This window comes from Halomonas ventosae (assembly GCF_004363555.1).
Taxonomy (GTDB): Bacteria; Pseudomonadota; Gammaproteobacteria; order Pseudomonadales; family Halomonadaceae; genus Halomonas; species Halomonas ventosae.
In genome coordinates, this window is sequence record NZ_SNZJ01000012.1 from 76,509 (window position 1) to 89,026 (window position 12,518).

General features: G+C 69.7%; 15 protein-coding genes. 14 read left to right on the forward strand and 1 reads right to left on the reverse strand.

Annotation, left to right across the window (positions count from 1 at the left end):
* Nucleotides 1-45 precede the first annotated feature (45 nt).
* The 12 genes from DFP85_RS11525 (at nucleotide 46) to rloA3 (ending at nucleotide 9,812) form a co-directional block, all read left to right on the forward strand.
* Nucleotides 46-2,379: a putative monovalent cation/H+ antiporter subunit A gene (locus tag DFP85_RS11525; protein WP_133636416.1), complete on the forward strand. Its 2,334-nt coding sequence runs from the start codon at nucleotides 46-48 to the stop codon at nucleotides 2,377-2,379.
* Nucleotides 2,372-2,806, forward strand: a complete 435-nt coding sequence (locus DFP85_RS11530; protein WP_106230572.1) for a Na+/H+ antiporter subunit B — start codon at nucleotides 2,372-2,374, stop codon at nucleotides 2,804-2,806. The genes DFP85_RS11525 and DFP85_RS11530 overlap by 8 nt, the downstream gene beginning before the upstream one ends.
* 9 nt (nucleotides 2,807-2,815) lie before the next feature.
* Nucleotides 2,816-3,163: a Na+/H+ antiporter subunit C gene (locus tag DFP85_RS11535; RefSeq protein ID WP_106230571.1), complete on the forward strand. Its 348-nt coding sequence runs from the start codon at nucleotides 2,816-2,818 to the stop codon at nucleotides 3,161-3,163.
* Nucleotides 3,160-4,695 carry a Na+/H+ antiporter subunit D gene (locus DFP85_RS11540; RefSeq protein WP_133636417.1) on the forward strand — a complete coding sequence of 512 codons (1,536 nt, stop codon included), beginning with the start codon at nucleotides 3,160-3,162 and terminating at the stop codon, nucleotides 4,693-4,695. Before DFP85_RS11535 ends, DFP85_RS11540 begins: the two co-directional genes overlap by 4 nt.
* Nucleotides 4,692-5,165, forward strand: a complete 474-nt coding sequence (locus DFP85_RS11545; protein ID WP_133636418.1) for a Na+/H+ antiporter subunit E — start codon at nucleotides 4,692-4,694, stop codon at nucleotides 5,163-5,165. The genes DFP85_RS11540 and DFP85_RS11545 overlap by 4 nt, the downstream gene beginning before the upstream one ends.
* 18 nt (nucleotides 5,166-5,183) lie before the next feature.
* Nucleotides 5,184-5,453, forward strand: coding sequence for an MrpF/PhaF family protein (locus DFP85_RS11550; RefSeq protein WP_133636419.1), 270 nt, complete (start codon nucleotides 5,184-5,186; stop codon nucleotides 5,451-5,453).
* On the forward strand, nucleotides 5,446-5,850 hold the full coding sequence (gene mnhG / locus DFP85_RS11555) for a monovalent cation/H(+) antiporter subunit G (RefSeq protein ID WP_133636420.1): 405 nt from the start codon (nucleotides 5,446-5,448) through the stop codon (nucleotides 5,848-5,850). The genes DFP85_RS11550 and mnhG overlap by 8 nt, the downstream gene beginning before the upstream one ends.
* Before the next feature lie 153 nt (nucleotides 5,851-6,003).
* Nucleotides 6,004-6,156, forward strand: coding sequence for a DUF2256 domain-containing protein (locus DFP85_RS11560; protein WP_106230566.1), 153 nt, complete (start codon nucleotides 6,004-6,006; stop codon nucleotides 6,154-6,156).
* A complete protein-coding gene (locus tag DFP85_RS11565; RefSeq protein ID WP_133636421.1) occupies nucleotides 6,153-7,448 on the forward strand; it encodes a DASH family cryptochrome in 1,296 nt (431 codons plus the stop codon). Before DFP85_RS11560 ends, DFP85_RS11565 begins: the two co-directional genes overlap by 4 nt.
* Nucleotides 7,448-7,900 (forward strand): DUF3429 domain-containing protein, encoded by a 453-nt coding sequence (locus DFP85_RS11570; RefSeq protein WP_133636422.1) that lies wholly within the window; start codon nucleotides 7,448-7,450, stop codon nucleotides 7,898-7,900. The genes DFP85_RS11565 and DFP85_RS11570 overlap by 1 nt, the downstream gene beginning before the upstream one ends.
* 70 nt (nucleotides 7,901-7,970) lie before the next feature.
* Complete coding sequence (locus DFP85_RS11575; protein WP_133636423.1) at nucleotides 7,971-9,239, forward strand: lytic murein transglycosylase; 1,269 nt, start codon at nucleotides 7,971-7,973, stop codon at nucleotides 9,237-9,239.
* A 21-nt stretch (nucleotides 9,240-9,260) separates the two neighbouring features.
* Nucleotides 9,261-9,812, forward strand: coding sequence for a retropepsin-like aspartic peptidase RloA3 (rloA3, locus tag DFP85_RS11580; protein WP_133636424.1), 552 nt, complete (start codon nucleotides 9,261-9,263; stop codon nucleotides 9,810-9,812).
* Between the two features lie 21 nt (nucleotides 9,813-9,833).
* Here the strand turns inward: rloA3 and DFP85_RS11585 are convergent, their stop codons facing one another.
* Nucleotides 9,834-10,547, reverse strand: a complete 714-nt coding sequence (locus DFP85_RS11585) for a 16S rRNA (uracil(1498)-N(3))-methyltransferase (protein ID WP_133636425.1) — start codon at nucleotides 10,545-10,547, stop codon at nucleotides 9,834-9,836.
* A gap of 113 nt (nucleotides 10,548-10,660) precedes the next feature.
* Here DFP85_RS11585 and phaR point away from each other — a divergent pair, with 113 nt between their 5' ends.
* Together phaR and purD are read left to right on the forward strand one after the other, a co-directional pair.
* Entirely contained in the window at nucleotides 10,661-11,125 is a 465-nt protein-coding gene (gene phaR, locus DFP85_RS11590) for a polyhydroxyalkanoate synthesis repressor PhaR (protein WP_106230561.1), read from the forward strand.
* Nucleotides 11,126-11,194: 69 nt separating this feature from the next.
* Complete coding sequence (purD, locus tag DFP85_RS11595; RefSeq protein WP_133636426.1) at nucleotides 11,195-12,490, forward strand: phosphoribosylamine--glycine ligase; 1,296 nt, start codon at nucleotides 11,195-11,197, stop codon at nucleotides 12,488-12,490.
* Nucleotides 12,491-12,518: the final 28 nt, after the last annotated feature.

Consider the following 12,518-nt stretch of genomic DNA (forward strand, 5'->3'; position numbering starts at 1 on the left):
CGGCGGGGGTGCCGCGAACGCCGTCACGACAGGGGAGGGCGCCTGATGCAACTGGCCGTGCTGGGAGGCTTCGTGGTGGCGGGGATGGCTCCGCTGCTGCATCATTGGTTCGGGGCCCGGACGCCGCTGGTGATGGCCCTGCTGCCCGCCTCCCTGGCGGCCTGGTTGCTCGGCCAGTGGCCAGCGGTCGCGGCCGGCGAGGTCCTGCTGCTGGAGTGGGCCTGGGTGCCGGGGCTCGACATCACCCTGACCTTCCTGATCGACGGTCTGGCCTGGCTGTTCGCCATGCTGATCACGGTGATCGGTGCCCTGGTGCTGGTCTACTCCGGGGAGTACCTGCGCGGCCATCGCGACCTGCCGCGCTTCCTGGTGGTGATCACCGCCTTCATGATGTCGATGCTCGGCCTGGTGCTGGCCGACAACCTGGTCACGCTCTTCGTATTCTGGGAGCTGACCAGCATCACCTCCTACCTGCTGATCGGCTTCAACCACACCGACCTCGCCGCCCGCAAGGCGGCGCTCCAGGGGCTCTTCGTCACCGTGGGCGGCGGCCTGGCGCTGCTCGCCGGCTTCGCCATGCTCGCGGTGGCCGGCGACAGCTGGTCGCTGGCCGAGCTCACCGGCCGCGGCGAGCTGCTGCGCGAGCATGCGCTCTACACCCCGCTGCTGGTCTGCGTGCTGCTTGGCGCCTTTACCAAGTCGGCGCAGTTCCCCTTCCACTTCTGGCTGCCCAACGCCATGGCGGCCCCCACGCCGGTCTCGGCCTACCTGCACTCGGCGACCATGGTCAAGGCGGGGGTCTACCTGCTCGCCCGCCTGCATCCCGCCCTGGGCGGCACCGACGGCTGGGTGATCACCCTCTCGCTGGTGGGCGCGCTGACCATGGCCACCGGCGCCTTCCTGGCGATCCAGCACACCAACGTCAAGAAGCTGCTGGCCTACTCCACGGTGATGGCCCTGGGCGCCTTGACCATGCTGCTCGGCATCGGCACCGAGGGGGCGCTGGTCGCCTTCGTGGCCTTCCTGCTGGCCCACTCGCTCTACAAGGGGGCGCTGTTCATGGTGGCCGGCATCCTCGACCACGAGGCGGGCACCAAGGACGTCACCGCCATGGGCGGATTGCGGCGGGTCATGCCGCGCACCGCCGCCGTGGCCGGGGTCGCCGCCCTGTCGCTGGCCGGGCTGCCGCCGCTGCTGGGCTTCGTGGGCAAGGAGCTGATGTTTGCGTCGGTGCTCGAGGCCAGCGCCTGGCGCCCCTTGATCCTGCTGCTCGCCTTCACGGCGGCCTTCCTGACCCTGGCCGTGGCGGCCATCGTCGCCCTGCGCCCCTTCTTCGGTGCCCCCCGCGAGACCCCCCGGGTGCCCCATGAAGCGCCGCATGGCATGCTCGCGGGACCCGCCCTCCTGGCCCTGCTGTCGCTGACCTTCGGCCTGGCGCCGGGCCTGCTCGACCCCCTGGTGCGCGCCACCGTGGCGGGTATCGGGACAGGCGCCGGGGCCGAGGTGCACCTGGCCCTCTGGCACGGCGTCAACCTGCCGCTGCTGCTGTCGCTGGCAAGCCTGCTGCTGGGCCTGCTGGCCTACCGTCACTGGGACCGCCTGCGGGCCTGGCTGGCCCGCCTCGAGCCGCTCATGGCCCGCGGCCCGGAGGCCGGCTATGAGGCGCTGATGGCCGGCCTGGTGACCGTCGCCGAGTGGCAGACCCGCATGCTGCAGAACGGGCATATCCGCAACTACCTGGTGGTGACCCTGCTGGTGCTGGTGGGCCTGGTTGGCCATGCGCTCTTCTTCCGCCACACCTTCACGCTCGACTTCGTCCTGGCGGTCTACTTCCACGAGGCCGTGGTCGCCGGCCTGATGATCGCCGGTGCCGTGGCGGCCTGCGTGATGCGCTCGCGGCTGGCGGCGGTGGCCGCGCTGGGCGTCATGGGCTTCTCCATCGCCCTGACCTTCGTGCTGTTCAGCGCCCCGGACCTTGCGATCACCCAGCTGCTGGTGGAGACCCTGACGGTGATCCTGCTGGTGCTGGTGCTGTTCCGCCTGCCGCGCTTCGCCACCCTCTCCACGCCTACCGAGCGGCTGCGCGACCTCGCCGTGGCGAACCTCACCGGCGGCCTGATCACCCTGCTGATGCTCGCGGTGCTGTCCGGCGAGCGGCTGCCGCGGATCTCGGACTACATGGTCGCCAACAGCCAGCCGCTGGGCCATGGCCACAACATCGTCAATGTCATCCTGGTCGACTTCCGGGCGCTGGATACCCTGGGCGAGATGTTCGTGCTGGCGCTGGCGGCCATCGGCGTCTATGCCATGCTGCGCTTCCATGCCGAGGCGTACGATGCCCGGCACCAGGCGCCGTCGCGGGAGAGAGACGATGGTTAGATCGGGCACCCTGATCCTCAACGCCGCGGCACGGCTGCTGCTGCCGCTGCAGCTGCTCTTCTCGCTGTTCCTGCTGCTGCGCGGGCACGACGAGCCGGGGGGCGGCTTCATCGCCGGCCTGGTGGCGGCGGGGGCCTTCGCGCTCTACCTCTTTGCCCGCGGGCGCCGCGCCCTGAGCGAGATGCTCAAGGTGTCGCCCCGCGACCTGGTCGGCATGGGGCTGTTGCTCGGGGTGGCCGCGACGCTGCCCGCCTGGTGGGTCGGCGAGCCCTTCTTCACCGCCCAGTGGTGGACCATCCCGGTCATCGACTTCAAGGCCTCGACGCCGCTGATCTTCGATATCGGCGTCTATCTGGTGGTGGTGGGCTCGGTGCTCACGGCGATCACCGCCCTGGTAAAGACCGATCAGGAAGATGACGAACGCTGAGGAGGCTCCATGGAACCCTTGATGGCCATCACCATCGGCGTCCTGTTCGCCGCCGCCATCTACATGATGTTGCGCCGCTCCATCGTCAAGCTGGTGATCGGGCTGATGCTGCTCTCCAATGCCGCCAACCTGTTGATCTTCGCCACGGCGGGCATGGTGCGCGGGGCGCCGCCGCTGGTCCCGCAGGGCCTGACGGCGCCCGAGGGCGCGGTGGCCGACCCGCTGCCCCAGGCGCTGGTGCTCACCGCCATCGTCATCGCCTTCGGGGTGCTGTCGTTCGCCGTGGTGCTGGTGCGTCGCGCCTGGGAGATCGTGCGTGCCGATGACCTGGACAAGATGAAGGATACCGACACGTGAACCCCCAGATCGCGCTGCCCATCCTCATCCCGCTGCTGGCGGGGGCCGTATCGCTGGTCTTCTGGCGCTCGCGAAGCATGCAGCGCTTCGTCGCCGTGGCCGGTACCGCCGCCCTGCTGCTGACCAGCCTTTGGCTGCTGGCCACGGTCAACCGCGACGGCATCCTGGTGATGCACATGGGCGGCTGGCCGGCGCCCTTCGGCATCAGCCTGGTGGCCGACCTGCTGGGGGCGATCATGGTGGTGCTCACCGGCATCATCGGCTTCGCCGTGGCGCTCTTCTCGCTGGCCACGGTAGGGCGCGGCCACGAGGCCTACGGCTACTTCCCGCTGATGCACCTGCTGCTGGCCGGGGTCGCCGGCGCCTTCCTCACCGGCGACATCTTCAACCTCTACGTCTGGTTCGAGGTGATGCTGGTGGCCTCCTTCGCGCTGCTGATCCTCGGCAGCGAGAAGGCGCAGATGGAGGGGGCGATCAAGTACGTCACCCTCAACCTGGTCTCCTCGGTGACCTTCCTGGTCGCGGTGGGGCTGCTCTACGGCATGGTGGGCACGCTCAACATGGCCGACATCGCCCGTCGCCTGGCGACCCTGGAGGATGACGGCATGGTCGATGTGCTGGCGATGATGTTCATGGTCGCCTTCGGCATCAAGGCGGCGGCCTTCCCGCTGTTCTTCTGGCTGCCGGCCTCCTACCACACCCCGCCGGTGGCCGTCTCGGCGTTGTTCGCCGGCCTGCTGACCAAGGTCGGGGTCTATGCGCTGTACCGGGTGTTCACGCTGATCTTCCACCAGAGTCCGGGCTATACCCACGAGATCCTGCTGTGGGGGGCGGGGTTCACCATGCTCTCCGGGGTGCTGGGGGCGGCGGCGCAGTTCGAGTTCCGGCGCATCCTGTCGTTCCACATCGTCAGCCAGATCGGTTACATGATCCTGGGGCTGGCGCTGTTCACCCCCCTGGCGATCATCGGCGGGGTCTTCTACATCATGCATCACATCATCGTGAAGACGAATCTCTTCCTGGTCAGCGGCATCGTCCATCGGCTGCGGGGCACCTACCAGCTGAAGTCGCTGGGCGGCTTCTATCGCAGCCACCCGTGGCTTGCCGTGCTGTTCCTGATCCCGGCCCTGTCGCTGGCCGGCATGCCGCCCCTGTCCGGGTTCTTCGCCAAGTTCATCGTGATCCGTGCCGGCATCGAGGCACAGGCCTACGGGGTGACCTTCATCGCCCTGCTGGTGGGGCTGCTCACCCTCTACTCGATGATCAAGATCTGGGCCGAGGTGTTCTGGAAGTCGACGCCGCCGGAGGGCGACGTCGACCCCTATCCGGCGGTCGCGTCGCGCGAGATGTGGCTGATGGCCGCGCCGGTGGTCGGCCTGGCACTGTGCACCCTGTTCATCGGCCTCAATGCCGAGCCCATCTATGCCCTGGCCGAGGCCTCGGCCGGCCAGCTGCTGGCGCCCGAGCGCTACATCGAGGCCGTTCTTGGATCAGTAGCAGAGCCGGGTGAGGCCGGGGAGGTGATGCCATGATCGGGGCCGCCTGGAACCTGCTGCTGGGCTTCGCCTGGGTGGTGCTCACCGGCGACTTCAGCGGCCTCAACCTGCTCGCCGGCCTGACCTTCGGCTACCTGGTGCTGGCACTGATCCAGCCCCAGGTGCCGGCACTGGCCGGGCATGCGCAGCGGCTGCCGCGGCTGATCCGCTTCGTCGGCTTCTTCCTGAAGGAGCTGGTGATGGCCAACCTCAAGGTCTCCTACGACATCGTCACCCCCCCCTGGTACATGAAGCCGGGGGTGATCGCCATGCCCCTCAAGGCCCGCTCCGAGTTCGAGATCGCCTTCGTCGCCAACCTGATCTCGCTGACGCCGGGCACCCTGAGCCTGGATGTCTCCGACGATCGCCGCGTGCTCTACATCCACGCCATGTTCCTGGACGACGAGCCGGAACTCAGGCGCAGCCTGGCGGAACTGGAGCGCCGGGCGCTGGAGCTTTTCCATTAGTGAAAGGAGGTGACACCCGTGTCGACCGTGATCCTGGTGAGCCTGGCGGTGATGGCCCTGGCGCTGTGCCTGGCCTTCGTGCGTCTGTTCCGCGGCCCCAGCCTGCCGGACAGGGTGGTGGCCCTGGAGCTCTTCTCGTCGATCCTCGTCGGGATCATCGGGGTGATCGCCATCGCCACCGACGTGCCGAGCCTGCTCGACGTGGCCATCGTCATGGCGCTGATGGCCTTCATGGCCACCATCGGCTTCGCCCGCTTCCTGGAGCGCGGGGGGCCCCGCGATGACTGAGCTGATCAAGGGCGGGTTGATCCTGGCCGGGTCGATCTTCATGTTCCTGGCGGCGCTGGGGGTGGCGCGCCTGCCCGATTTGCTGACCCGCATGCACGCCACCACCAAGGCGGCGACCCTGGGGGCCACCCTGATCATGCTGGCGGTGGCCATCCATTTCGCCCAGGTGGCGGTGGTGGCGCGGGCCCTGGGCGTGATCCTCTTCATCCTGATGACCGCTCCCGTGGCCGCCCACGTGATCGGTCGTGCCGGCTACTTCGTCGGCGCCCGGCTCTGGGGGGGCACCGTCAAGGATGAGCTCAAGCCGAACTACGACCCCCTGACCCACGAGCTGAAGAGCGGGATGGAGACCGAGGACAACGCACGCCGTGAATCCGGGGGGGCGGACGGCTCCTGAGTCGAGTCTGTCAGAACCTGTCGTGCGGGGCCGCCTTCGGGCGGCCCCTCTCGTTGGAGCGCCCGCGTTGACTCTGTTGAGGTGGCATCCGGCGGTATTATTTGTACAAATACTGTACTATTATTTTACGCTGTCCATGTTCGAGGTTGCCCCATGCACCGCAAGCCTCATCTTCCGCACAAGGTCTGCGCGCATTGCGCGCGCCCCTTCGCCTGGCGACGCAAGTGGGCGCGCTGCTGGGAGGATGTACGCCACTGCAGCGAACGCTGCCGCCGCGAGGCAAGGCACCAGGAGAGAGCGCCATGAGCCGGATGCTGGTATGGCTGCGCAACGACCTGCGCCTGGCCGACAACCCCCTGTTCCACTTCTCGACGCCGCCCGAATCGTTGCTGTGCCTCTACGTGCTGGACGAGGCCTGGCTGACCCCCTTGCCTGGACTGGGGGCGTCGCGTATCGGACCGGCCCGCCTGCAGTTCCTCTGGCAGAGCCTGATCGCGCTGCGTGGCGAGCTGCTCAAGCGCGGCAGTGACCTGCTGGTGCGTATCGGCGACCCCGTAGATGCGGTAGCGGAGCTGGTCGTCGAGCATCACATCGATGAGGTTCGGGTGCGCGCCGATGCCGGCTGGGAGGAGAAGCAGGACACCGTGCAACTGGCCGAGTGCCTGGGTGGAGCCGTGACCCTTTCCCGCCAGGATACCGGCACGCTGCTCGATGAAGCCGCCCTGCCCATGGCGGTGGACGACCTGCCCGCCAGCTTCTCGGCCTTTCGGCGCAGGGTGGAGCGGGCCTGGTCGGTCCCCGGCGCCGTCCCGGCGCCGGTGACCCTGCCCGACTGGCCAGCGGGTGCCCCGCGCGGCTTCCCGCCGCTGGACAAGGTCTGTGGCCGGGCGGCCGCCTGGGCCCCGGACCGGCGTGGGGGCTTTGCCTTTTCCGGCGGCGAGACGGCGGGATGGTCGCGGCTCGATCACTACCTGTGGGAGAGCGGTGCCGTGGCGCGCTACAAGCAGACCCGCAACGGCCTGGCCGGTGCCGACTTCTCCACCCGGCTCTCGCCCTGGCTGTCCCAGGGTTGCCTCTCGGCGCGCCAGGTGCATGATGCGGTGCATGCCTGGGAAACCAGGCACGGCGCCAACGACTCGAGCTACTGGCTGGTCTTCGAGCTGCTGTGGCGCGACTACTTCCACTGGGCGGCGCGGCAGGAGGGCGCAGCACTGTTCGGTGGGCGTGAGCTTGCGGAGCCCGGCGAGGGCTTTCGTGCCTGGCGTGATGGGCGTACCGGCGTGCCCTTCGTGGATGCCGCCATGCGCGAGCTGGCCACCACCGGCTGGCTCTCGAACCGGGCGCGCCAGAACGCGGCGAGCTACCTGGTGCATGATCTCGGCGGTGACTGGCGTCTGGGCGCGGCCTGGTTCGAGCACTGCCTGGTCGACCACGACGTGGCCAGCAACTGGGGCAACTGGCGCTACCTGGCCGGGGTGGGACGCGACACCCGGCCGCGCGCCCTGGACGTCCACGACCAGGCCGGACGCTACGACCCCGATGGCAGCTATGCGGCGCTCTGGGCGCCTGTCGTCGCTGCGCATGGGGAGGAACCGTGATGCGCGTCGCGATTCCCCCCCTTGCGCTGTGGCTCGGCCTGGCCGGCCTGCTGCCCTTCCTGGCGAGCGTGGCGGCGGCATGGCTGGCCCCGGTCGCCTGGCAGGCCGTTGCCGTGCGGGCCTTCCTGGGCTATGGCGCGGTGATCCTCTCCTTCCTCGGCGGCGTGCAGTGGGGCGTGGCGATGTGCCGGGAACGCCCCGGCGCGGCCCCCTTCCGTCGGCGCATGCTGCTCGCCATGGTGCCGAGCCTGGTCGCCTGGCCCGCGCTGCTGCTCCACCCGCTCACCGCCGCCTGGGTGCTGGCCATCGGCTTCGTGCTGGTGCGCCTCCATGAGCTCTCCCGGGAGGGCGGGGCACGGCTGCCAGGCTGGTACCACTCCCTGCGCAGGCCCCTGACCATGGTGGTGCTGGCCTGTCATGCGCTGCTGATCTGGCGGCTATGGAGGAGCTGAACGGGCTGGCCTGGAGGCCGGTTCTGGGCGATGATCGGGCGGACCATGGAAACGTCCTGCAGGAGCGACGATGAGACGGATGCTGACCACCCCCCTGCTGCTGGCGCTGCTGGCCGGCTGTCAGGCCGCGCCTCCCAGCGAGGCCAATGTGGCCCGCGAGGCGGAGTCCGGCGAGGCGACCGATGCCGTGGCCGAGGTGGAAGCCGGCGAGCCGGCGCCCGCGGCGGATTTCGCGAGCTGGCTGGCCGACTTCCGGCGCGAGGCGCGGGCAGAGGGCATCGGCGAGGCGACCCTGGCACGGGCCCTGGACGGCCTGCGCTATCGGCCGCGGGTGATCGAGCTCGACCGCTCCCAGCCCGAGTTCGTGCGTCCGATCTGGCAGTACCTGGACAGTGCCGTCTCGGCGACCCGGGTGACCACCGGGCGGGAGCGCCTGGAGGCGCATCGCGCCACGGCCCGGGAGATGGAGCGGCGCTATGGGGTGCCCGCCGAGGTGATCGTCGCCATCTGGGGCATCGAGAGCAACTACGGCGGCAACTTCGGCGACTTCTCGACCCTGGAGGCCCTGGCCACCCTGGCCTATGACGGACGCCGTCGCGACTTCGCCCGCGACGAGCTGCTCGCGGCACTGCGCATCCTGGAGGCCGGGGATATCTCGCCCGAGCGCATGCAGGGCTCCTGGGCCGGTGCCATGGGACACACCCAGTTCATTCCCTCGAGCTTCGAGGCCTATGCCGTGGACGGTGACGGCGACGGGCGGCGTGACATCTGGGGCAGCATCCCGGACGTGATGGCCTCCACCGCCAACTACCTCGACCGGGCTGGCTGGCAGGCGGGGCAGCCCTGGGGCGTGGAGGTCCGTCTCCCCGAGGGTTTCGACTACGCCGAGACCGAGCTCGCCACCCGTCGCCCCGGCCGCGACTGGGCCGGACGCGGCGTGCGCAGCCTGGATGGTGAGCCGCTGCCCGACTTCGCGGCGGCCTCGGTGATCGTGCCCGGCGGGGCCGAGGGCCCGGCCTTCCTGGTGGGCCCCAACTTCCGTGCCATCCTGCGCTACAACAACGCCACCAGCTACGCCCTGGCGGTAGGCACCCTGGCCGACGAGATCGCCGGCCGCGAGGGGGTGGTGCAGGGCTGGCCCCGGGAGGAGCAGCCGCTGAGCCGCAGCCAGGTGCGAGAGATGCAGCGCCTGCTCAACCAGCGAGGCTTCGAGGTGGGCACGCCGGACGGCATCCTGGGCCCCAACACCCGCCGGGGCCTGCGCGAGTTCCAGGCCGCCATCGGCACCACCCCGGATGGTTTCGCCACCCGCAACCTGCTCGAGCGCCTGAAGCGCTGAGCCCCTGACCCGGAGGAGACCATGACTCTGACACCTATCGGCCTGCCCCTGCTGGCCGCCCTGCTGCTGAGCGCTGCCTCCCCGGCCATCGCCGACGACGAGGAGAAGGTCTTCGGCTGGGTGGAGAAGGCGACCCTGGAGCCCTGGGGCGTGGAGGTGAAGGCCAAGCTCGACAGCGGGGCCCTGACCTCGTCGCTGGACGCCCGCGACATCGAGACCTTCGAGAAGAATGGCGAGGAGTGGGTCCGCTTTCGCCTCAGGCTCGAGGATGAGGCCAGCGGCGAGACCTTCACCGAGCGCATGGAGCTGCCGCTCTATCGGGACCTCCGGGTGCGCGGGGCCGGTGGCCGCGACGAGCGGCCGGTGGTGCTGATGAATGTCTGCCTGGGCGATACCGTCTACGAGGAGCAGTTCGGCCTGCGCGACCGCGAGGAGATGAACTACCCGCTGTTGCTCGGGCGCCGCTCCATCGGCCACCTGGGGCTGCTCGACGTGCGCGAGACCTTCCTCAGCGAGCCCGACTGCGACGAGGATTCCCCGTTCGTCGCCCACGACCCGGATGAGGACGACTAGGCCCTCCTCGAGGGGGCGAGGTCAGAAGAGCCGGGCGAGCAGGGCCGTCACCGCGGTCTCCACCCGCAGGATGCGCGGGCCTAGGTGGATGCCCTCGCAGCCCGCCGCGAGCAGCCGTTCCACTTCCCAGGGAATGAAGCCCCCCTCCGGGCCCACCAGCAGCAGCACGGGCTCGTCGAGGGCGCGGGGGCAGTCGCCCGGCATGCCGGGGTGGGCCACCAGGCCGCGGCGCTCGGCCAGCAGGTCCGGCAGCCGCTCCTCGACGAAGGGGCGAAAGCCCTTGGCCAGGACCACCTCCGGGAGTCGGGTGTCGCGGGCCTGCTCCAGTCCGAGCACCAGGTGACGGTGGATCTTCTCCTCGCCGAGTTCCGGCGACTGCCAGTAGCTCTTCTCCACGCGGCGGGTGTTGAGCAGGGTGATGCGCTTCACGCCGAGTGCGGTGACGTGCTCCAGGGTGCGGGCCAGCATCCGTGGGCGGGGCAGGGCGAGCACCAGGTGCACCGGCAGCGCCGGCGGCGGTGCCTGGTCCAGGGCGGCGACGTCGAACAGGGCCTCGTCGTCGTCCAGGGCCAGCAGTTCCCCGCGCCCCAGGCGTCCCCCCTCGATGCCCAGCGTCAGGATGTCGCCGGGGCTCGCCCGATGCACCTCGCGCAGGTGGGCCAGGCGCCGCGGGTCGCGGACCCGGGCCAGGCGGTCGTTCTCGATGTCGTCGGGGGAGAGCAGGATCAGGTTCATGGGGCCTCGCCGCGTTGGAGACGGAATGGTGGCTATGCCTTGCATGGTGGGTGTCGCGGTGCACAATAGCCCTACAGGGGCAGCCGCCCCTTCGTATAACAAGGAGCAGCGCCGTGCGCGTGATTCGCAAGTATGCCAACCGCAGGCTCTATGATACCGAACAGAGCCGCTATGTGACCCTCGAGGACCTGCGCGGCCTGATCCTCGACGAGGTGCCCTTCCGGGTGGAGGATGCCAAGAGCGGCGAGGACCTGACCCGTACCATCCTGCTGTCGATCATCATCGAGCAGGAACAGGCCGACGGCGATGCCCAGGTCTTCTCCAATGACCTGCTCGCCCAGTTCATCCGCGTCTATGACATGGCCCAGCCCCTGCCTCTGGCCCGCTACCTGGAGCAGGGCACCAAGCTGATGCTCGAGCAGCAGCAGCGCATGCAGGACCAGTGGCAGCAGGCCATGCGCCACTCGCCCATGGAGCTGATGCGTGAGCTGGCCGAAGAGAACATGAAGTTCTGGCAGAAGACCATCAACCAGGCCGGCAGCCCGGACGAGGACGACAAGGGCAGCAACAAGCCGTGAGCGGCGTCGAGGGCGAGTTTCTGACATAATGCCGCGACGTTTCTTGCATGGTTTGAGGTAGCACAGCGGATGAAGGTCCTGATCATCGGCGGCGGTGGCCGCGAACACGCCCTGGCCTGGAAGGTCGCCCAGTCTCCCCGGGTGGAGACCGTCTTCGTCGCCCCCGGCAATGCCGGCACGGCCCGCGAGCCGGGCCTCGAGAATGTCGACATCGGCGTCTCGGACCTGGCGGGCCTGGTGGCCTTCGCTCGGGCGCAGGCGGTGGCGCTGACCATCGTCGGGCCCGAGGCGCCGCTGGTCGAGGGTGTGGTCGACCGCTTCCGTGAGGCGGGGCTGGCGATCTTCGGGCCGACGGCCGGCGCGGCCCGGCTCGAGGGCTCCAAGGCCTTCTCCAAGGACTTCCTGGCCCGCCACGCCATCCCCACCGCCGACTACCGCAGCTTCACCGCGGTCGACCCGGCGCTCGCGTACCTCAAGGAGAAAGGGGCGCCCATCGTCATCAAGGCCGACGGCCTGGCCGCCGGCAAGGGGGTCATCGTGGCCATGACCCATGACGAGGCGGAGGCCGCGATCCGCGATATGCTCGAGGCCAACGCCTTCGGCGATGCCGGGGCGCGGGTGGTGATCGAGGAATTCCTCGAGGGCGAGGAGGCGAGCTTCATCGTCATGGTCGACGGCGAGACCATCCTGCCCATGGCCACCAGCCAGGACCACAAGCGGGTCGGCGATGGCGACACCGGCCCCAATACCGGCGGCATGGGCGCCTACTCTCCGGCGCCGGTGGTCACCGACGAGGTCTTCGAGCGCATCATGGCGCGGGTCATCCGGCCCACGGTGCGCGGCATGGCCGAGGAGGGGCACCCCTACACCGGCTTCCTCTATGCGGGCCTGATGATCGACGCCGACGGCAACCCCAGGGTCATCGAGTACAACTGCCGCTTCGGCGACCCCGAGACCCAGCCGATCATGCTGCGGCTGCGCGCCGACCTCGCCGAGCTGTGCCTGGCCGGCGCCCGCGGCGAGCTGGCCGGCCGTACCTGCGACTGGGACCCGCGGGCCGCGGTGGGCGTGGTGCTGGCCGCCGGGGGCTACCCGGGCAGCTACCGCAAGGGGGATGCCATCCAGGGGTTGGAGGCCGCCGAGGCCACCGGCTGCAAGGTGTTCCATGCCGGCACCGCCGAGGATGCGCAGGGCCGAGTGGTCACCTCCGGGGGCCGGGTGCTATGCGTCACCGCTCTGGGCGACGGCGTCGGGGCGGCACGCGACCTGGCCTACCGCGGGGTGGCCGAGATCGCCTGGCCCGACGTGCTCTTCCGCCGCGACATCGCCCACCGGGCCATCGCCCGGGAGCGCAATGACGCCTGACGGCGTGCGGCCCCGCCACAACGAGAGC